We start from the raw sequence: 22,332 nt of genomic DNA on the forward strand, positions 1-22,332 counted from the left end.
CCTATTTTAAGTATTCGGCAATTTCTTCAACCGTTCTTCTGGCAGTTCTACCCACGCCAATGAGCGTAGCGGATGCAAAACCTGTCCAGCTGCCATAACCCACCAGCCATAAGCCCGGATATTCAACGGCCTTTGTTTGATTGGTTTTTATACGGGTTTCTGTATCTATTCCCAATCCTGCTAAATGATCTAATGAAGCTTTGAAACCAGTGCACCAGATAACAGCATCAAATTCTTCTTTAGTACCATCTTTCCATTGAACGCCAAACTCAAAAAAAGAGGTAAATGGTCTTACAGCATTTAAAACATTTCTTTCTCGCGCTTCTTTCACTGTATCTACCATCACTACATCGCCTAAAGAACCAGCCGGTTGAATTTCTTTTCCCTCTAGTTTGGCTTTGTACTGTTTAGTAGCGAATTCAAATAAATACCTGCCATCCACTTCATCGGGTAAGAATTTTGGTTCTTTGAGAGTCACCCATTTGGTTGTGGTTACTTTTGATACTTCTGCAAGAATTTGAGCTGCTGAGTTTCCTCCTCCAACAATCAACACCCTTTTATCTTTAAATAGCTCTGGCGATTTGTAATTAGCTGAATGAATTTGAATACCCTTAAACTTCTCTATATCAGGATAATTTGGAATAAAGGGCTTTTTCCATGTTCCAGTAGCACTTACAAGTGCTTTGCAGGTATAATTACCTTTGTTTGATGACACATGAAATAAGTTGTTACTTCTCGTAACGCCTTGTACTTCAACTCCCCGATGGACATGTAGCTTATAACGCTTCTCATACTGTGTAAGGTAATTGATCACATGATTTTTATGAGGATATTCCGTTGAGTCTTTAGGCATTAGCCAGCCAGGCAACGAGCTATGTTCAGCAGGGGAGAAGAGTTTCAATGAATCCCAAGTATTAAGCCAGGCTCCTCCCGGACTAGATTGCTCATCTAGAATGACATAATTGAAATTAGTTCTTCTTAAATAGTAGGCAACGGCTAATCCGCTCTGTCCTCCGCCTATAACAATTACGTCAAACTCGTTTTGCATCGAACAATAATACAAAGCCCAGCCTGTTCATCAAACATAGCCGGGCTTAGATTGTATTTGAAATATGTTAAAGAATCACACCAAAGCTAAACGCATTTAATTCTGGACCTTTGTTTTCTACAAAAACTTCATTTAAGTCATAATTAGCAAAAAAGTCTACACCTCTAAAGCCAAGCTGAACTCGTACACCATAGCGTAGATTGTTAAGATAAAAGCCGTCATGGTCTTTATCGCGATTTCTATCGTCAACCACAGTTTTTGTATAGCTTGCCAGTTTATAACCTGCATAGCCACCAGCACCTATTCTAAATCCACCTTTGTTTTCGAACGGTTCGAAGTTACCCCATCTGTGATTCCTTGTTCTTTTTCCACCACCTAACTTTAGCACGGGTACTAAGCTCGCATTTAAATAAGCGGCAGTGAGTTTACTTTTTTTAGCATCCACTTCTTCAGGTGCTTCGCTGAAGATGACGAAATCATCACCTTCTTCTAACCTGGTAGCCTCATTTTCAAATTTCCAGTTGTACCAACTTACACCTACACCCCATTCCAGATGCAGCGGTCCTGAAATATGTGTATCATTCAACGCATTTAGCCCAACATACCAAGAGCCCCATGGTCTAACAGCATAAAGTGCATTGTCATCATTTGGAAATTCCCCATCTTCCAGCCAGTTGTTTATACCCAGGTCAATAGAAAAATCGTGATGTGTGCCTAAGTTTTTCTTACGCCATTTGTCGTTGTCATTATCATCTTGTGCCATAACAGGCGTTATGAATAGCACTGATAAAAAAGCAAGTGTTAAAAGTTTAATAGTTTTCATTTCATTTTGAGTTTTGAATTTGACATAATTTTCCTGTTTAGCTCTTCAGCTATGAGTTGTTATTTATAGTTTGTTGTTATTGATTTATAAGATTATACCAAAACTGAAGGCATTTAGTTTGGGCCCTTTATCTTCAGTAAATAGTTCGTTCATATCATAGTTAAAAAACAAGTCTGTTCCGCGAAATCCCATCTGTACCCTAACACCGTACCTAAAGTTGTTCAGGTTAAAGTTGTCTCTTTCTTTATCCTTGTCACCTCCCTCTAACTTTACTTTTGAATGACTTCCTAATCTAAATCCAGCATATCCTCCAACACCCATTCTAAAGCCTCCGTACGATCTGCCGATGTTAATCTTATTCCAATTACTTAAGCTGGAGAAATTGGATGATCTACGTTCTCTTTTCTGTCCAAATTGGAACATAGGAACAGCTGTAAAGTTGATGAATGAAGCGGTTAGCTTACTTTTCTTATAATCTCGTGTCAGATCTGGGTCCTGAATAAAAGTTGTAACGCCATCAACTTCGGTAATTCTGGTTCTGTCATCCTGAAATTTGAAATTATACCAGCTAATACCAGGTCCCCATTCAATATAAAACCTTCCCTTAACATTGGTTTGATATATTGAATTGATGCCTACATACCATGAGCCCCAAGGCCTGACAGCATATTGCGCATCAGATTCTTCAGGGAATTTTCCATCACTCAGGTAATTATTAGTTCCAAGATCGAAGTTGATTAAGTGCCTTGTTGAACCTGCCCCACGTTTTTTTACTTTGCTGGTACTGCTGTAATCACCTCGCCAGCTGTCATCTTCTTTGTTTCTCCACCTATCATCATCATTATCCTGTTCGCGCCATTCATTATCAGCCACCACAACAGTAGTATCTTTTTTAATAGCCTCGTTTGTATTTTCCGAAACCAATACGGAGTCTGAAGTCAGCTTCAGCTTCAAATTTTTCAATACTGCGTTCAGGTCGTATTTTTCAAACTCTTTCAAATCTTCAGGCGAGTTGATGATAAAGATGAGCTTGCTCTGACCGGCATTGATAATTAAAGTGTCGGGCTTGTTTTGACCAAAGGCAGTTTGCCCTATCAACACAAAAAATATAATTAGTATGCTGGTGAACCTGAACATGCTATCTTCCCTTTTCATTTTTCCTCGAGTTCAGCGCAAAAAGATCATTCTTAGCTTCACGTAGATCGCTTAGTCCACTTTCGCCTTCTTTAATGTCCTTTGCTATATTAAATAGTTGTTTCAATTTACTTTCTTTCTTTTCTTCATTTGCCGAAGCTAACACTGCCGTATTCTCCTTAGTAAACTCTTTTATATCAAAAACGATTGTGTTGCTTACGTCCTGCTTTTCAGATGCTTTATTAGCCACAGTGGTTGCATTGGATACATCTAATTGTTCAATATTTTTTTCAGAGGTTACTTCCAAAGGCAGAGGTTTTATTTCATCAACTTTCTCTTCAGTAATTGGTTTCTCATCATTTTTTTCAACGCGTACTGTTTTCTTTGATGAGTTAGTGACAACCTTTTTTTGCTTTGTTTGGATAGTCTTTTCTGCTGTCTTTTCGTCAGACTCATTCAATGCAAGCACGTCATTATCTGAAGTTATTAATGGGACCTCTTTTTTTGGCTGCTCTATTATTTCTGTTTTGTTAGTACTCTCAGTTTTATTAGTCAGCTGGTGTTCATTTTGCTCGATTTCAGTGTGGCTAATGTAAAAACCAATACCCACCCCAAATAGTAATAATAAACTGGCCGCAATACCCAGTAGCCAATAGCTAGGCTTCTTGTTTTTCTCAGGTAATTGTGCGTCAATAGCAGACCACAAATGCTTTGAAGGTTGCTTTTCGTAATCTTCAAGTTTATTTTTAAATAAGCTATCTAAATCTTTGTTGCTCATAGCTAGTTAATTTTGTTTTTAAGAACCGCTTCTGTTTCAAGCAGTTTTTTCTGTAATAAAGCTCGCGCTCTGCTCAATTGTGATTTGGAAGTGTTTTCGGATATACCTAATTCCTCTGCAATTTCCTGATGGCTATAGCCCTCAATGGCGTACAGGTTAAATACCGTTCTATAACCCACAGGTAGCTGCTGCACTAACTTTAATAAATCTTCCGCCTCCAGGGTTGAGTCTAATGAATTGTAATCCGGCTCTTTATCGGCAGCTTCAATATCTACTTCCAGATACATGCTCTTGTTCTTTCTTAAAAAGCCAAGCGATTCATTTACAACAATTCTCCTTATCCAACCTTCAAAGCTTCCTTCCCCTTTAAACTGATCGATTTTTTTAAAAATCTTAACAAAAGACTGAATAGTCACATCTTCTGCTTCGCTGTGATCCTTCACATAGCGCAAGCAGATGGCATGCATCTTTGGTGCATACTTCTGATATAATTCATGCTGCGCCTGTCTTTCAAACTTGCGGCAGCCCTGAATTAATAACTCTTCTTCTGTACGGTGAATTTTCAGCTTCATTTAAGTTTCTATACGGAAGATGCATACTAACCGGACAAGGTTGCATCGACTTTAAAATAAAATATAAAAATGATAATGAAGTGGATTTAACCTTTTGTCTCTTCTTTTAAAAGGTCTTTAACTATGTTTCTAACTGTAAGCCTAAATGCCAAGTGGGTCTGATGATCATCCATAAGTTCCCTCAATTTGGCTAATTTCAACCTTCTGGATGTTTCTTTCAAGTGATCATGAATTTCAGGATATTCTTCTGTGGCTTGTAAGGCTTCGGCTTCAAGATTCTCCAGATGTTTTTTAGCAAGATCTTCAAGAGTCTTTGCGAGTGCTGTTCTATCTAAAATACCCTTATCCATAGTAACTGCGAATATAATGATATTCTTGCATCTGGTTCAAATGAAAAAGGTTGCAAAATGTAATTTGACCATTATTACATTCTGCAACCCTTAGAAATTGTTGTTATTGAATTTTTTAGAACCGATCTATATCTCCGTTCACCTTTGCTCCACCTCTCACTTTTATCCTACTAATGAATGACTCCTCCATGGTCACATTATCAGTGACATACGCTTTGATACTACTTACACCTTCAGCCTCAAGTTTAGCGTCTTTAACCTTGAAACCGAATGCATCAATATTAGATGCACCCATAGCATCGGCCTTCATGTAATTGCCTCTACCAGTGATATCTAGCTCTGAGGCGCCTGTAAGTTCAATTTCTAAATCATCCACCAGTATGTCTGCTTTAAGTGATGAAGCTCCCAACAAGTCGATTTTTAGTCTCTTAAGATTGAAATTGCTCATATAGGCTTGTGTAGCGCCTGTTACTTCCAAATTGGTTAAACCAGGAGTTTTTACAATTATTTTCACAGCATCACGATCCAGCGTGATGTTGAAATCCTCATTGTAATCAAGTATTGTGATGAGTACATCTTCACCATCCTGATCTACCCGAATTCTTTCCACTAAATCGTCCGGTCCTACAAGGTAAACACCATAGTCGCTACTTTTTTCAATGTACATGGTATAAGCGCCCTCTACTTCCAGTCTATCAAATGGATCTAGCCTGAACGATTTGTCGTAATCCCTATCGGAGTAATTAGGTGAAGTGGATACAACAGTTTCCTCTTCCTCTTCAGAATCTGAATAATCTTCTTCTTTTTCTCTATTTGAATAGTTTGAACAAGTGAGGCATTCTAACCCAGATGGACTAAATGTCCATATGTTATTTTCCATATCTGAAATCCTATAGCCATGTCTGTAAATTGTGTTTTCAAGGATGTATCTTAAATCTTCATCCATCATAAATTTGGCCCCATATGGAACATATAATGTCATGTTTAATCTTTGAGCTCTGAAAGATGCATGTCTTTCAAACCTAAAGTTTGAATCGAAATACAACAGAGAATCGCGCTGCTCTACATTATACTTCACCATTCTCGCGTTTTCCTCAGCATCAGATCTAGATCTGCCTTGAGACTCAAATACCTGCTCTAATCTGTATTCCGGTCCGGCATGGCCTCGGATTTTCAGATTTGTCATGTGGTATTTGTCATAACCATCTCGGTTTAACTTCAATACAGCGGTTTTAGAAGCCAGATCGTAAGTTTCAATCTTTTTATATTCACCCTCTTCACTAAAATTGAAAGCGATCATCGGTACATTAATAGCTAGCACAATTAAACTCACAACAAATGCTGCAAATAGTGTCCAGCCTGTGTTAGAACTGAACGTTATTCTTCGAGCAATTATTGACGAACCCAGTAATATCATGAAGAAGAATGGTATAACTGAAGCAGCCACGGCAGCTGCAATTGTCCAGCCGGGTATGCCATTTGTCATAGCCTCTAGCGGTACACCTAAATCACCCATATGGAAGAATGAAATATCCGCCAGATCAGAACTAAAGACGCCAATTATGGCTCCAAGTGCAATTACCAATGAAATTATTGAAACGATACCCGTGAAGACTAGTACTGCTCCAATGATGATCCTTACCATGTCTACAAAAAGTCTGGCAAATGGACCAAGAATCTTTCCGATTGCTTCAATAATTAGCGCCACCAAACGGAAAGGGAATAGAAGAAGTTTTACAAAAATACTTTCGTCTTCATCTTCCTTTACATTCAAGTTTTGCTTGATATTGCTTTCAATGTTTGAAAGTGTTACCGGATCGCCCTTCATTTGAACTTTATCACTTACGCTCTTAGCTTCTGGTAAAACTATCCAGAGTAGGATGTAGGTAAGAAATCCAAAGCCACCAACAAGAAGTGATATCACAAAAATCACACGGACTATGACCACATCCACACCAAAATAATTAGCTACACCAGATGCAACACCGGCAATCACTTTTGACTCACCATCGCGAAACATCTTTTTAAGCGTTTTATTACCAGGTAATTCTTTATTTCCTGGTACTACAGCCCACATTACTAAATAGACAGGAATTAAAATACCGCCTGTTCCAATTAGAATGATAAAGAAGAGTAACCTTACCCATAGTGGGTCTACATTAAAATAGTGGGCGATTCCAGCACATAAACCTGCAAGTAGTTTTCTCTTTTCATCGCGATACAATTTCTTTGAGGTGTTATCTTCAAAGCTTCTGCCACCTGAATGTTGATCTTCTGCTGTTTCCTCTGCGAAATCTTCTTCTATGGATTGAAAATCTTTGATGCTACCCATAGTAGATTTCAGACTTTCAACATCTTCCAGAGTAATAACCTGCTTATCATCATTCAGCTTCGAAAGGAAGATTTCGGCAATCCTACCTTCAATATCTGAGATAATCTCCTGGCTATCATTAAAGGAAGAAAAGTATCTGTTGATGCTATCCAAATAATCCTTTAGCTGATCAAAGGCATCTTCTTCAATGTGAAAAATGATTCCGCTTATATTTATACTTATATTCTTTTTCATGTCTGATATAATTTTTGAGTGGTGGCCTTATTTACTTTTTTTAGAAGCTTTAATCTTCTTCGTTGACTCCACCAGGTCTTTCCATGTATTATCTAAGTTTTTTAAGAAATCATTACCCTCATTCGTTAAGGTGTAGTATTTACGAGGCGGCCCTCCGGTTGATTCTACCCATTTATATTCTACCAATCCTGCTTTGCGCAATCTGGTGAGTAATGGGTACAAAGTGCCTTCAACCACCATAATTTTAACAGATGTTAATTCTTCCAACATATCTGAAGCATATACTTCACCTCTCGAAATGATGTTTAGTATGCAATACTCCAGAATACCTTTCCGCATTTGTACTTGTGTATTTTCCAGGTTCATATAGTTATTTTTTTGTAAGCCCGAAGGCTGAGTTTTTGACCTTTGGTTAGTGTATACGGAAAAGTACTATGTATGGCCAAGTACTAAGCAAAAAATATTAGCTTGTATGGAATATTCATATTTTAGTATAATAAAAAATAAAAATAAATCAATTAAATACTCTAATTGGATGGTTTACCTTATTCCTTCCGCCCGAATAAATTGAAAGAATTACCCTAAACGGGTATTTAATTCGGGCAGGCATTCAATATATTTACAGGATACTTAGACCAGTAATTTGAGGCAATTTATAATCATAATAGCATTCCTTTTAATTGGTGCTGTAGCAGAGGCTCAGCGCACACCGAAATACAGTAACGAATTTTTGTCTATAGGGGTAGGAGCGCGGGCATTGGGAATGTTTGGTTCACAAACCGCCATTGCAGACGATGTTACGGCAGGCTATTGGAACCCTGCAGGCCTGGTTGATTTATCTTCAACTTATCAGGGTTCTCTAATGCACGCAGAATATTTTGCAGGAATTGCCAAGTATGATTACGCAGGTTTTGCGACTAAAATTGATACTTCGAGTTCTTTGGCCGTATCAATAATACGATTTGCCGTAGATGATATTCCAGATACCCGTTTCTTATATGATGCTAACGGAGCGATTAATTATGATAACATTCGATTTTTCTCAGCGGCTGATTACGCTTTCTTAATTTCTTACGCCAGGAGGCTTAACTTTTTAGATGGACTTAAAGTGGGCGGAAATTTTAAGGTGATTCATCGTGTGGCGGGTGATTTTGCTACAGCCTGGGGCTTTGGGTTAGATGTAGGTGCTCAACTGAAAGTTAAAAGCTGGCAATTTGGTTTAATGTTTAGAGACGTAACAGGTACGTTCAATGCCTGGAATCATAATACAACTTTGGTCGAAGATGTTTATTTGCAAACTGGCAATGAAATACCTGAAAACTCAATTGAAGTAACTTTACCTAAAATGATAATCGGGATAGCCAGGTATCAGAAAATAAAAACCAAGTTCGGCCTGCTGGCTTCTCTAGATTTAGCCAATACGTTTGATGGCAAGCGAAATGTGTTACTTAAGTCAGAGGTTGTTTCTTTAGATCCAAGTTTAGGGCTTGAATTTGATTACTTAAAAACATTTTTCATACGTTTTGGTGCGGGCAATATTCAAGAGATTAAAAGTTTTGATGGGTCAACGTACACAACAGTTCAGCCAAATTTTGGCTTAGGAGTAAAAATAAAACAAGTTCAACTGGATTATGCTTTAACCGATATTGGAGATCAGTCAGCCTCGTTATATAGTCATGTTTTCTCACTAAAAGCCTCATTTGATAAATGATTGAAAGGATGTGGTGGCGAGGAGTACTATTAGTTTTTTGTCTGGTTAGCTGGGTAAATGTTTTTGGTCAATCGTATGGCTTTGAGTGGATAGATTTTAATAAATCGTACTATCGAGTATCGCTGGCTGAAGATGGGATTTATAGGCTGTCATTCGCTGACTTGCAAAATGCCGGCTTTCCAGTATCTACGGTAGACCCAAGGCGCTTACAACTCTTTTACAAAGGTGAAGAGCAAGCCATTTTTGTAAATGGTCAGGGCGATGCCGTATTTAATACGACTGATTATATAGAGTTTTTCGGTGTGGCCAATGATGGTGAAAATGACTCTCGGCTTTATCAACCTGAGAGCTCACAGCCGCATACGTATTACAGCATCTATACAGATACATCTTCCTACTTTCTAACTTATAACCTCACACCAGTAAATGGTAAGAGAATGACCTCTTATTCAGAGAATAATACAGGCGGTCTACCTGCTCTTACATCGGAGAATGAGGAAATATTGCAGATTAATGCTACTGCCTATTCACCGGGCCAGGGATATTCAGCGGAAGAGTTTACCAGATACACTTATTTCGATATTGGTGAGGGCTGGACCAGTACAGCAATTCAGGAAAATCAAAATGCTGATTTCGTGCTTTCTGGTATTGTTGATCAGGTGCTTAGTGATGGAGTGCCAAGGTTGGAGGTTTTACTTGTGGGCAGGGATAATTTATCGCATAATGTGAGTATTAGTGTAGGGCCTAACGCATCTTCTTTACGTAATGTGGGTACTATTCAATTTGAAAATTATAATAACCAATTATTCACTTCTAATTTACTTTGGACGGATATTTCTGCCAGTGGAACGCTAACTGTTAGGGTTTCAGCCTTAGGTGTTTCAGGTGGTAATGATTTAATAAGTACTTCTTATTTAAAGCTGGATTACCCACGACAGTTCGATATGAATTCGGCTCCAAATGAGCTATTTATTCTTCCAGCTCAGGTGTCTAACAAAACATATATTGAGATTTCTAATACTCCTGCCCAAACACAGTTATATGATGTGACTGATGTTAATAATGTCGTTAGAATTGGTAGTAATAGTATAAGTGGCGGAGTCAGTGCAATTGTTAATGGAACACTGTCTGAAAGAAGAATTTGGGCCAATGGTGCAACTTTTAACACTCCAATAATAAGTAGATCTAATTTCAGGGATATTAATGCCGCTAATCATGATTATTTGATTATTAGCCACAAAAGATTGATGCAGCCTGCATCAGGTTCTTCTAATCCTGTTAAATCATTTGCAGGATATCGCGCTTCCACAGCTGGCGGTGATTATGATACATTGGTAGTTGAAATTCAAATGCTTTATAATCAGTTTAATTATGGTATAAGCAGTCCGTTAGCCATTTACGATTTTATGCGCTTTATGGTGGATAATGGTAATCCTGAATTCCTTTTTATCATTGGCAAAGGATTAGGGCCGTCACTTAATTTTTACCGTAATCCTGCAGGTGTCATCAATATCACACAATCTGGTATAAACTATCAAATTAGAGATTTGGTACCAGCAGCTGGTAACCCTGGCTCTGACATTGCCTTTACTGCGGGGTTGGGAGGCACACAGTATGAACCCGCAGTACCAGTAGGAAGGTTGCCCGCCAGAAGCTCTGATCAGGTGATGAATTATTTGAATAAAATGGTGGAAATGGAGTCTACGCCATTCGACAATCTATGGCGCAAAAACATATTGCATTTAAGTGGTGGCATCTCAGAATTCGAATTGGTGAATTTTAGAACTTTTATGGATGGCTTTAAAGATGTTGCGGAAGCTGAATTTCTTGGAGGTGAAGTACAAACTATCGCCAAAACTTCAGGGAGTACTGTGGAGCTTATCAACGTGGCTGATGAAGTGAATAAAGGGTTGAATTTGATCACCTTTTACGGCCATAGTGCCCCTGGTATTATTGATATTGATATAGGCTTTGTTACAGATCCTGTGCTTGGGTATAATAACGCAGGCAGATATCCTTTTTTTTTAATTAATGGCTGTAATGCAGGTCAGTTTTTTAACTCTACAATAACTTTTGGTGAGGATTGGGTATTGGCAGAGAATAAAGGCGCATTGGGATTCATTGCACACAGTTCTTTTGGGTTTACAGGTAGCCTTAGAAGGTATTCCGACTTTTTTTATGAAGTAGGTTATGGAGATTCAGTGTTTGTGAGTAAGCCCATTGCTGAAGTACAACAAGAAGTTGCTCGTACATATATGGAAACCAGTGCAATTACTGACAATAACATAACCCAGGTACAGCAAATGGTGCTCTTGGGCGACCCTGCAGTTAAACTTTTCGGCCCTGAAGTACCTGATTACGCAATTACAGAAAATGACATTAGTGTAGAAGCCTTCAATAATGAAGTACTTACTTCAAGTTTGGATTCATTTGCAGTTAAACTAACCGTAAGGAATTACGGAAGAACCCGAAATGATTCCCTTAGAGTTACTATCAACCGCACATTATCAAATAACAGTATTATCAATTACGATTCGATTTTTCCAAGGGTAAAGTACTTGGATACACTTGTGTTTTGTATCAAAAATAACGGGGAAAATGGATTTGGGAATAATACATTTTCAGTCCAATTAGATAGCGATTTTTCTATTCCCGAATTAGATGAAACAAATAACTCAACTTCTATCGATGCTTTTATTCCTTTGTTTGGAACAAGTAATCTTTATCCAATTAATTATTCTATCGTAAATGAACAGCCTGTTGAATTAATTGCTCAATCGTCTGATTTAATTGAAGGTACACGAGACTTTCTTTTTCAGCTCGACACCTCTGCAAATTTTGACAGTCCGTTTTTAAAAACTACCACCATTAATACAAAACTATTGGCACGCTGGGTAACAGAGTTACTACCCAACACACCAGCAAATGATAGTCTAGTATATTATTGGCGGACAAAATTCTCCAATACCCAAAGTGGAGAGAGCGATGAATGGGTACAGAGTTCGTTCATTTTCATAGATCAGGGGCAGGAAGGGTGGTCTCAAACTGAATTCCCACAGATTAAAGATAATATATTCAACGGCTTAGAGGTAGATGAAACAGAGGGAATTATAGAATACCTAAAATCGGTGAGAGACTTAAGTATTTTGACTTTTGGGGCTGATACAGCCACAATTGCCGATGTTTCGGTTCGCATCAATAATCTGGAGTACAATATTGATAACCAAAAGAGGTGTCGCGATAATACTGTAAATCTCATAGCCTTTAATAAAAACGATGCGATACCTTATGCTGCTTTACCGCTCATTTTTCAGGATAATCGTACTTGCGGACGTACACCTCAGGTCATAAACAGTTTTACTTTTGCAGAATTAGAATCTGGTAGTGATGATATTGTTGATTATATCGATAATGTAAATGAAGGTGATAGTGTAGTGTTATATACTATTGGGGATCCTATGCCGCAGTCATGGTCGGCTAATGTACTTGCCAAATTAGAAGAAATTGGTGCTTCATCTTCAGAAATTTCATCGCTTCAGGTAGGTGAACCCTACATCCTCTATGGCAAGAAAGGAAGTGTCGCTGGCAGTGCCGTTGAGTTTAAAACGACTGAAACTCCAGTCTCTGAACAGCAGTTGTTAGTTAACCTCACCGTTACAGGTGTACAATCGTCAGGCAATATTTTATCTGGATTGATTGGACCTGCAAATAGCTGGAATTCAGTACAGTTTGAAGCTACAAACGAGCCATCAGATGCATTTAATTTAGATATCATAGGAGTTGACCTTGATCGCAACGAGACTGTATTGTTTTCATCATTAACAAGCTTCCCGGTAGATATTTCTACAATCAATTCTTCCACTTATCCTTTTCTAAGATTACGATTTAATAATTCTGATGAACAAGGTCTTACGCCACCATTAATAGATAAATGGCAAGTATTATATACACCGGTGGCGGAAGGTGTTCTGGTGGCTGAATCTCCAAACTTCGATGTGCTTAATGTTCAAGAAGGCCAACCTGTAGAGCGAGAATTTAAATTTGTAAATATTTCTAAACACTCATTTCTGGATTCATTGCAAGTAAGGCAAGAGGTATTTACCAGGTCATCTAGTCAGAATACAATGAATACTTTTAACATCTTTTCTCCTGAGCCCGGAGACACAACAACATTTAGTACTTCAGTGGTTACGCGTGGTAAGGTGGGTACGAATGATTATAAAATAAGTGTTAACCCGAGAGTTGAGCCTGAGCAGTATTACGACAATAATATACTTGATTTAAGAAGCAATATCATAGTAGCAGAAGATGAGATCGATCCTTTGTTAGACGTTCTTTTTGATGGCAGGTACATACTCAATGGTGACATTGTTTCTCCAACTCCACAAATAACTATTAGGTTGAAAGATGAAAACCCATACATTCAGGTTTCTGATACAACAGCTATGCAGATTTTTCTTAAGAAGGAATGCGAAACCTGCAATTTTACCAGAGTCCCTTTTTCATCAAACAAGATCAGCTGGACTGCAGCAACAGATGAGGAAGATTTTAAGGTGGAATATAGACCTGATCGACTCGAAGATGGAACTTATACGTTAAGAGTGGAGGCAACGGATGAAGCCGGTAATTCAAGTGGTGATGAGCCCTATTTAATTTCTTTCGAAGTGATCAATGAGTCAACAGTTACCAACTTTTATCCGTATCCCAACCCATTTTCTACAAGCACACGATTTGTTTTTACGCTAACAGGATCAGACATACCCAATGAGATCATCATACAAATTATGACAGTGACAGGTAAAGTAGTAAGAGAAATTACGCAAGACGAAATCGGGCCAATTTTTATCGGTAATAACTTAACTGATTATGCCTGGGATGGTCGAGATGAGTTTGGCGATCAATTGGCTAATGGAGTTTATCTCTATCGCGTTTTTATAAAAAAAGGCGGTGAGGCAGTAAAACAAAGAAGTACATCAGCCGACAAGGCATTTAAAAATGGATTTGGTAAATTGTATATTTTACGATAATAAACTCAAATCCCCCTAAATAGGTGAGAATGCTCTTTTGAAATCTTCCGATGTTGGCACCAAGTTAATGGTTAAGAAAATCGCTTTCATATTGATTCTAAGTGTTGTAGGAAAATTGGAAGGGCTAACACAGTCCTACAATTTCATTAACTACGATATTAGTGATGGGCTGGCCCATGATAGAGTTACTGATATTTGTGAAGATCAGTTTGGGAATTTATGGTTGGCAACCGCAGGAGGTGGCCTTTCAAAGTTTAATGGAATTACCTTTGAAAATTATACCATAAAAAATGGCCTGGAAAGCAATTATGTTCGCGATATTCTCAATGATAAGAGGGGCAATATTTGGGCAGCCACTGCGGAAGGAATATCGAAGCTGGATGGTTTTCAGATTAAAAATTTTAGACTAGATAGTGCCAGATCTAATGATAATAGCGTTAATGTAATCTTTGAATCTTCAAATGGGGAAATATATTTTTCAGCTCCTGGCGGAGGCTTGGGAAAAATTGATTTGAATGATTCCTTGTCAATTTTAGATATTCAGGGCCTAATTCCTACAGACAGAATAATTGACATTGATGAGGATAGTAATGGCAATATTTGGTTTGTTTCTGCCATTAGAGGCTTGTACATGCTGGAAAATACAAAGGCATCGTTGCAATTAGATAACTCTATATTTAAAGGGTATCTACTTTCTATCGAGCGAGATTCAATTAATGAACTCTGGGTTGGGTCTAACAAAGGATTGCTGAAATATGAACCTCAAAATGGTAGATCGCACGAGCTTTCACTTAATAATGTTTTTGTTAAATCTGTCGAATTAATTGATTCAACCACATATTGGTTGGTTACAGCTACTGGAGCTATAAAGGTAGAAAGAGGACAGGTGCGCACTTTTGGGCTGAGGGAAGGTTTAACAGACAAAGGTATTTCATCGATACTCGAGGATAGAGAAGGAACAATTTGGTTTGGTTCTGATGGCGATGGCTTATATAAGCTAGCGTCTGAATCTTTTTTGTTCTATGGGAAAGAACATGGTTTAACTAATCTTCCAATAATAACTATAACCGAAGATTCTGAAGATAATATTTGGTTTGGATCATTTGGAAATGGCTTATCATATTTTGATGGTCAAAATTTTGTAGATGTCAGCCAAAACGAATCATTGAATTATATTACCAGTAGCGTAACTGCCGCTGATGGAACTATTTGGTTTGGTTCCCGAAGTTCTGGTATCTATGAATCCCAAAATGATACTTTTATTAATTACAATACTCAGGATGGTTTGGTTTATGATGCCACACGTTTACTGTATGTTGATAAAAATGCCAATTTATGGATAGGTACGGTAAATGGACTAAGTAAATATGACGGTAAGAACTTTATCAATTTTAATGAAAACAACGGGCTGTCCGACAATGTGATATGGGGTGTTTCTGATTATGGGAATGACGGGGTATTAATTGTAACGCGTTCCGGATTTCATGTTTTTAAAAATAATAGCTTAACAAATCTCGATTTGCCACAGTCATTATTCAGCAATAGGATAAATACTGCCATTCAATCAACCAATGGAGCGCTATGGATTGGTTATTCAGGTCATGGCATAGCCAGGGTTGCTGACGATTCAGTAAACTATTTTACTACGTCTGATGGGCTCAGCTCAGATCTCATTTACAGTATTATTGAACAGGATGGAGACTTGTTAATTGGGAATGAACGGGGTGTTGATCGTATTGTATTGAATGAGGATGGAGATGTTGAAAAAATAAAACGATACGGACGAATAGAAGGATTTAGTAATCTTCAAACAACATACGGAGCAATTTTTAAGCAGGATGCGAATAAGGTATGGTTTGGGAACGATAAAGGAGTATTTCTATATAATGCTGAGAATGAAAAAGTAAATAGGGCTGAACCTTTAGTATATATTAGAGACTTTAAATTAGTGTACGAGGATAATAGTATTGAAGATTATGATGTAAAGTTGAATGCATGGTTTAATATCCCGGAAACTATTCAACTGAACTATTCAGATAACAATATTGTCATCGAATATTTTGGATCAAGTCTTCGAAACCCCGAAGAAGTGCTTTATAAATATAGACTTGTAGGTTTAGAAGGAGGTAAATGGTCAGAAAGCACTACCAGGCGTGAGGTTGTATATACCAACTTAAAACCTAATGAATATCAGTTTGAAGTGATTGCCTCTAACAGCGATGGAATCTGGTCTTCAAATCCGGCAGTATTTAAATTTACCGTGACACCTCCATTTTGGCAGAGGTGGTGGTTTTATGTTGTAGTAATTACTGCGTTTGCTGCACTGTTTAAATCTTTTTATGATTATCGTGTTAGAATTAAGCTTAATAAGTTTCTAACAGTTGAAAAGATTCGGAATGAGGAGCAGCAGAAAGTGCGTAAGAGAATGGCAAGAGATTTTCACGATAACCTTGGAAATCAATTGGCTAGTATTTCGGTGTATGTAAATCTTATCAACCTAAAATTGAAGAGTAAGTCTGAGGAGATTGATGGGTTACTCTCCAATATTCAGAAACACACGAATAGTTTGTTTTCAGGTACAAAAGATTTCATCTGGACCATGGATCCTGATAGTGACGAACTCAACGAGATTTATACATACATCAAAGATTTTGGTGAAGACCTTTTTGAAAAGGCACCAATGGATTTTTATGCCAGCGCCAATGGATTAGGTGATGCAAAAATACCACTACCCAGCGGGTGGAGTCGGCAACTCGTTTTAATTTTTAAAGAAGCCATGACCAACGTGTTGAAACACTCTGGCGCAAGTAAAGTTGAGTTGATTTTAAATCATTATGGAGAAGAGTTCGAAATCACTTTACAGGACAATGGTTCTGGTATTGATGAAGGTGCTAAAAAGGGCATGGGAATGAAAAGCATGAAAAATAGAGCTAAAGAAATTAATTCTTCGTTAGAAGTAGAAAGTAATAAAAAAGGAACAAAAATCAGATTCAGAACTCAGGTTAATGTTGTTAATTAAAATTATGTACAAATGAGTTATTATAAGTCAAGAATTGTAATTGTTGAAGATAATGATGCTGTTAGAGATGGCTTTTCGCTGATTATTAATAGTGTTAGCAATTACTATGTTGTAAATACCTACACAAATGCTGAAGACGCGATTAAAAAGATAAAATCTGACAACCCAGATGTGGTGTTAATGGATTTAGAATTGCCAGGCATGAATGGTATAGAGGCTATTTCAATTATGAAAAAGAATCACCCTAATGTTGAGTTTATAGTTAATACTATCTATGAAAATAGTGATTTGGTTTTTCAGGCATTGGTCTCTGGTGCTTCTGGATATATTACAAAAAACACGAATCATTCTGAGTTGCTAGATGCCATTGATGAGGTTTTAAATGGGGGAGCACCAATGAGTTCTAAGATTGCTAAAATGGTTGTTGCATCCTTTCAAAAGAACCCAAACTCACCATTGTCACCTCGTGAAACTGAAGTGCTAGAATTACTTGCTAAAGGCAAAAGTTACAGCATGATTGCTGATGAACTTTTTGTAACGAAAGAAACAGCAAAGTCGCACATTAAGAATATCTATTCAAAGCTTCAGGTAAATAGTAAATCTGAGGCCATAGCAAAAGCTACTAAAGAAAAGCTGATATAAAAAAAGCTGCCAATTGGCAGCTTTTTACTTATTACTTGGGTAGCATTTAGATAAGACTGTTGTAATATTCGAAGACCTTTATTATTTCAGCATCATCTTTAAGTTTTAAATTATTTTTCTTAGCAAAGGCTTCTACTTCAGAAGTTTTTTGTCCAAATACTTCATCGTTTTTCTTTACCTTATTTTTTAACTCAAAAACTTGATCCCTAACTATAACATAATGCTTATCCTTCTTTAAAACCTTGTCATTTCTTTCACCGGCACTTAAGGCTACATTATAGGTTGCTTCTTTTATTTCCATATATTGATACTTGATAACCTTAACTTTGTCATTCACTAAAATCTCACAAATCCCTTTAGGCACATCAAAGGTAATATTGTTTACGACTGATGTATTGTAATAATGAATGGAATCTTTTAACGGTTGTTTAATAACGAATTTTTCAATTAGTGGTAACTGACATACTTTAATGCCGTATTCTGTTTTTATCTCCAGCAATTGATTTTTTAAATCATACTTTAAAGGGAACCCTCTTAAAACCTTCTGGTTCTTCAGCCATAAATCTCCTTCAACCCAATCTTCATTTAAGTAAAATGTACCTTCTAATTTAGGTGGTGGCAGTGGAAGTTGATCAATCACTTCACCTGGGTTGGCACTTTTTGTATCTGTAACGGCACTAACACTTTGACTAAAACTCAATGTAGGGATACAAATTATTAAAAAGAGTAATTTTTTCATAGTTAGATAATTTAAGCTTTAAGATAGCCTCAAAACAGCTTTATAATAATCACCCAAAATGGGTGAATTCAAAATTTATCAGGAGTTTGAATGATTTTTATGACCATTTCATGAGGATCACCATCTTTATCAAGCAAATAGAACTTCACAAGTGGATTATCCTCTGAAATTCGGTTTTCTATACTTATAATGTCATTATCAGGTAAATGCTTTTCAATTTGTTCTTGTAAATCTTCAATTGCTCTGGCAAACTGAACCTCTAAATTACTGGGGTTATAATTGGTAGTTTTCATTAATGAAATTTGGTTTCCATAATATAGGAATTTCAAACTTCATATCCACTTTACCACCTTATTAATGCAGATGCCCATGTAAAACCACTTCCAAAGGCAGCTAAACAAATTAAGTCTCCTTTGTTTATTTTACCTTCTTCAAATGCCTCACTCATAGCTATTGGAATTGAAGCAGCAGTAGTATTACCGTATCTCATTATGTTATTATAAACTTTAGAATCTGGCAGTTCCATCTTTTGCTGGATGTAATTGCTTATTCTCAAGTTGGCCTGATGTGGCACTAGTAGATCAATTTCTTCTTTGTTTAATTTATTGGCTTCCAAGGCTTCATTAATAACCTCCATAAATCGAACTACGGCATGTTTGAAAACCAAGTTGCCATTCATATAAACTTTGAATCCCGAAGTATCCAAAATTTGTTCAGGCTGCCTTTCTTCGTGAGGCCTGCTACTTCCAGGGTCTTTTACATATAGTTCCTCAGCAAATCTACCATCGGAATGAAGGTGTGTAGACAGAATACCTTGCTCTTCAGAAGGCTCCAGAATTGCCGCACCAGCACCGTCACCAAAAATTACTGCTGTACCTCTACCTCTTGTTGTTAAGTCTAGGGCTGTGGACTGAATTTCAGCTCCTATTACTAGCACTTTTTTATACATTCCACTTTTTATGAACTGGTCAGCGGTGGATAAGGCATATATAAAACCAGAACAGGCATTTTTAATATCCATTGCCGGAATGCTTTCCAATCCGAGTTCTCGCTGTAGCAAAACACCCGATCCTGGGAAATAATAATCAGAAGTGATGGTAGCAAAAACAATAAAATCAATTTCTTCAGCTTTAACACCGGCACGATCCAATGCCATTCTACTAGCCTTAGCTGCCATGTTAGCAACAGTATCAGTTTCAGGATTAATCCACCTACGTTCTTCAATACCTGTTCTCTCAATGATCCACTCATTGTTGGTGTCCATCATTTGAGAAAGTTCGTCATTGGTTACAACTCTTTCAGGAACATAATGTCCTAACCCTGTAATTTTAGAATACTTCATCTATGATAATTTTAAAAGAACCAAATATAGCTAATTAAACGAATGTTTGTTAGGCTCCCATTGCCGGATTTCGCTAATCTTATTTTCCTATTAAGCAACCAATTAGTAATTTCAGTAGTCTATACATTGTCTAACACCATATTATTATGATTAAGAACTACCTCAAAATTGCCTTTCGTAATTTATTTAAGTACTTAGGATTTAGCATAACAAATATTTTTGGTCTAGCCATTGGTCTGGCATGTTGCTTTCTAATAGCACTATTTATTCAATTTGAACTAAGCTATGAGAACATGCACGACAAAAATGTGTATAGATACATTCCGAGGAGTGTGAATGATAGCGGCATTTTGCAAATGCAAACCTGGACACCTCCCGGTTTTACACCAGCCATGGATGATTATTTCGAAGAGATAACCCATTCTTCAAGGTATACTACGCTAGATGATGAGCCTCTTATTAAAAAAGGTGACGAAAATTTACCGCCTTTAAACTTATCACTGGGGGACCAGGACTTTTTTGAAATTTTTAATTTTAAATTGTTAAGAGGTGAGGCTGATAAGGTTCTTTCACAGCCATACTCAATCGTAATTTCATCATCTATTGCCGAAAAGTTTTTTCCTAATTCCGACCCTATAGGCCAAATAATTAATTATGACAATCAATTTGATTTAAATATTACGGGTGTTTTTGAAGATTTGCCAGCCAATACACACCTGCAATTTTCATACATCATACCATTCGAAACACTGGGCGATGTATATCAGACTCAATATGGTTTTCCTAAGGATAAATTTCTGACTGATCTGGAGAGTTGGAACTATACTGCATATTTCAAGCTTGAGAAAGGAGTAAACCCTGAGCAGTTTCAGGCTAAAATCGATAAACATTTCACTGAGCTTCGAAATAGAACGTTCAACCCAGATGCGATTACTGATTGGTTACAACCTATAGATGAAATTCATTTTACCCAAGGTATAAAGGGGGATGTAGCAAATGGTGATAAAAACACTGTTTACATTTTCAGCGCGATTGCACTGTTCATTTTAATTATTGCATGTTTCAATTTTATGAACCTTTCAACGGCAAGGGCCCTTCGAAGAGCGAAAGAAGTAGGTGTTAGAAAAGTGATGGGTGCTCAGAAACATCAACTTGTTTATCAGTTTCTTGGAGAGACTTTCATTCTTACTTCAATAGCCTTAGTTGCCAGCCTTATTTTTCTTGAGATATTAATTCCCTGGTTTAATTCTACCATGGGTTTCTCATTATCAAGTAGCTATTTAGATAACTATAAGTTTTTAGCTGTGTTGCTCGTGGCCGGAGTTATTACTGCTATTGTAGCAGGTGGCTATCCTGCCTTCTATTTGTCATCATTTGAAGCTGCTAAAGTTTTAAAAGACACTGATGGAAGAGCAGGTAAGTCTACTTTGCGTAAAGTTCTTACCGTTTTTCAATTTATGATAGCCGGATTCTTAATTATTGGAACATTCACGGTGATTCAACAAATGAATTATCTGAACAATAAGGATTTAGGCTTCGATAAAGATCAGATTATCTATGTTCATCCAAACTCAGTAGTAGCTAAGAATATGGATGTGCTGATGGATAATTTTAGAAAATTATCTCCGGTTGTTTCTGTAACTAGATCTAATGGTGTTCCTGGTTTTGCTCACTCACACTGGTCTTATGCTATGCCTGAATATAAAGACAAAAGCTTCAATATTAACACACTGATTGTTGATTATGATTTTGTTGATACGTATGACCTGGAGATAGTAGAGGGAAGAAATATTTCGAGAGAATATGCAACGGACTCGGCAGAAGCCTATCTTATTAATGAAACAGCTGCTAAACAATTGATGATTGCCAATCCTATTGGTACTAACATTAAAGCGCTAGATGGGCATCCGATGGGCAAGATTGTGGGTGTAGTAAAAGATTTTCATTACCGGTCTTTGCACCAGCCAATACAACCATTGGTTATGAGACATGACCCAAGAAATGCCTATACCATTTCCGTAAAACTAGCAGGTGGAAAAATAAATGAAAGCATCGCCCTATTAGAGCAAGAGTGGAAAAAGATAGCTCCAGATTATCCATTTGATTATGCCTTTTTGGATGATAATCTGGAAAGTTTATATCAAGCTGAAAATAACACAGGAACAATGTTATCGGCATTTTCAGGTTTGGCCATTTTAATTGCCTGCATGGGACTTTTAGGCTTAACTTCTTTTATGACTGAACAGCGCAAGAAGGAAATAGGGGTGAGGAAAGTATTAGGTGCTTCAGTTACGGGAATAATATCTTTATTGACCAAGGATTTTGCCAAGTTGGTATTGGTATCATTTCTTATTTCAATACCCTTAGCATGGTACGCATTAGGCTATTGGTTGAATAATTTTGCGTATAAGGTAGAAATGAATCCGCTGATTTATATTTCAGCGGGTGTAGTACTTTTGCTTATTGCAATGCTTACTGTGTCTTATCAGTCGTACAAAGCGGCATCTAGCAATCCGGTGGATACTTTGAGGAGCGAATAGTTAGTGAATCAGTGCTTTGTGCCTTATGTTATTTACTTGAT

At 37.3% G+C, this 22,332-nt stretch carries 16 protein-coding genes; 5 read left to right on the forward strand and 11 right to left on the reverse strand.

Annotated elements, in window-relative coordinates:
* Nucleotide 1 precedes the first annotated feature (1 nt).
* The 8 genes from JR347_RS10375 to JR347_RS10410 form a co-directional block, all read right to left on the reverse strand.
* Nucleotides 2–1,048 (reverse strand): ArsO family NAD(P)H-dependent flavin-containing monooxygenase, encoded by a 1,047-nt coding sequence (locus JR347_RS10375; RefSeq protein WP_205720534.1) that lies wholly within the window; start codon nt 1,046–1,048, stop codon nt 2–4.
* A gap of 67 nt (nt 1,049–1,115) precedes the next feature.
* On the reverse strand, nt 1,116–1,871 hold the full coding sequence (locus JR347_RS10380) for a hypothetical protein (protein WP_205720535.1): 756 nt from the start codon (nt 1,869–1,871) through the stop codon (nt 1,116–1,118).
* A gap of 84 nt (nt 1,872–1,955) precedes the next feature.
* Nucleotides 1,956–3,026, reverse strand: coding sequence for a hypothetical protein (locus JR347_RS10385; RefSeq protein WP_205720536.1), 1,071 nt, complete (start codon nt 3,024–3,026; stop codon nt 1,956–1,958).
* Nucleotides 3,010–3,783, reverse strand: a complete 774-nt coding sequence (locus JR347_RS10390; RefSeq protein ID WP_205720537.1) for a hypothetical protein — start codon at nt 3,781–3,783, stop codon at nt 3,010–3,012. The genes JR347_RS10385 and JR347_RS10390 overlap by 17 nt, the downstream gene beginning before the upstream one ends.
* Before the next feature lie 2 nt (nt 3,784–3,785).
* Nucleotides 3,786–4,355, reverse strand: a complete 570-nt coding sequence (locus JR347_RS10395) for an RNA polymerase sigma factor (protein WP_205720538.1) — start codon at nt 4,353–4,355, stop codon at nt 3,786–3,788.
* A gap of 86 nt (nt 4,356–4,441) precedes the next feature.
* Nucleotides 4,442–4,705, reverse strand: coding sequence for a hypothetical protein (locus tag JR347_RS10400; RefSeq protein ID WP_205720539.1), 264 nt, complete (start codon nt 4,703–4,705; stop codon nt 4,442–4,444).
* Between the two features lie 115 nt (nt 4,706–4,820).
* The gene (locus tag JR347_RS10405; RefSeq protein WP_205720540.1) at nt 4,821–7,271 is read right to left on the reverse strand and encodes a PspC domain-containing protein; all 2,451 of its coding nucleotides are present in this window, start codon (nt 7,269–7,271) and stop codon (nt 4,821–4,823) included.
* Between the two features lie 27 nt (nt 7,272–7,298).
* Nucleotides 7,299–7,637, reverse strand: coding sequence for a PadR family transcriptional regulator (locus JR347_RS10410; RefSeq protein WP_205720541.1), 339 nt, complete (start codon nt 7,635–7,637; stop codon nt 7,299–7,301).
* A gap of 277 nt (nt 7,638–7,914) precedes the next feature.
* On the opposite strand from JR347_RS10410, the gene JR347_RS10415 reads away from it, so the two are divergent.
* The 4 genes from JR347_RS10415 (at nt 7,915) to JR347_RS10430 (ending at nt 17,670) form a co-directional block, all read left to right on the forward strand.
* Nucleotides 7,915–8,982: a putative type IX sorting system protein PorV2 gene (locus JR347_RS10415; protein WP_205720542.1), complete on the forward strand. Its 1,068-nt coding sequence runs from the start codon at nt 7,915–7,917 to the stop codon at nt 8,980–8,982.
* A complete protein-coding gene (gene porU2, locus JR347_RS10420; RefSeq protein ID WP_205720543.1) occupies nt 8,979–14,009 on the forward strand; it encodes a putative type IX secretion system sortase PorU2 in 5,031 nt (1,676 codons plus the stop codon). The genes JR347_RS10415 and porU2 overlap by 4 nt, the downstream gene beginning before the upstream one ends.
* A gap of 67 nt (nt 14,010–14,076) precedes the next feature.
* The gene (locus JR347_RS10425; RefSeq protein ID WP_205720544.1) at nt 14,077–17,028 is read left to right on the forward strand and encodes a ligand-binding sensor domain-containing protein; all 2,952 of its coding nucleotides are present in this window, start codon (nt 14,077–14,079) and stop codon (nt 17,026–17,028) included.
* 12 nt (nt 17,029–17,040) lie between these two features.
* The gene (locus tag JR347_RS10430) at nt 17,041–17,670 is read left to right on the forward strand and encodes a response regulator transcription factor (protein WP_205720545.1); all 630 of its coding nucleotides are present in this window, start codon (nt 17,041–17,043) and stop codon (nt 17,668–17,670) included.
* Between the two features lie 46 nt (nt 17,671–17,716).
* Here JR347_RS10430 and JR347_RS10435 read toward each other — a convergent pair whose 3' ends face one another.
* The 3 genes from JR347_RS10435 to JR347_RS10445 form a co-directional block, all read right to left on the reverse strand.
* Nucleotides 17,717–18,409 carry a hypothetical protein gene (locus tag JR347_RS10435; RefSeq protein WP_205720546.1) on the reverse strand — a complete coding sequence of 231 codons (693 nt, stop codon included), beginning with the start codon at nt 18,407–18,409 and terminating at the stop codon, nt 17,717–17,719.
* A gap of 68 nt (nt 18,410–18,477) precedes the next feature.
* On the reverse strand, nt 18,478–18,702 hold the full coding sequence (locus tag JR347_RS10440) for a hypothetical protein (protein WP_205720547.1): 225 nt from the start codon (nt 18,700–18,702) through the stop codon (nt 18,478–18,480).
* Between the two features lie 50 nt (nt 18,703–18,752).
* On the reverse strand, nt 18,753–19,751 hold the full coding sequence (locus JR347_RS10445; RefSeq protein WP_205720548.1) for a beta-ketoacyl-ACP synthase III: 999 nt from the start codon (nt 19,749–19,751) through the stop codon (nt 18,753–18,755).
* Between the two features lie 146 nt (nt 19,752–19,897).
* Between JR347_RS10445 and JR347_RS10450 the strand changes: the two genes are divergently transcribed.
* On the forward strand, nt 19,898–22,291 hold the full coding sequence (locus JR347_RS10450) for an ABC transporter permease (protein WP_205720549.1): 2,394 nt from the start codon (nt 19,898–19,900) through the stop codon (nt 22,289–22,291).
* The last annotated feature ends 41 nt before the right edge of the window (nt 22,292–22,332 follow it).

Source organism: Fulvivirga lutea (assembly GCF_017068455.1).
Classification (GTDB): domain Bacteria; phylum Bacteroidota; class Bacteroidia; order Cytophagales; family Cyclobacteriaceae; genus Fulvivirga; species Fulvivirga lutea.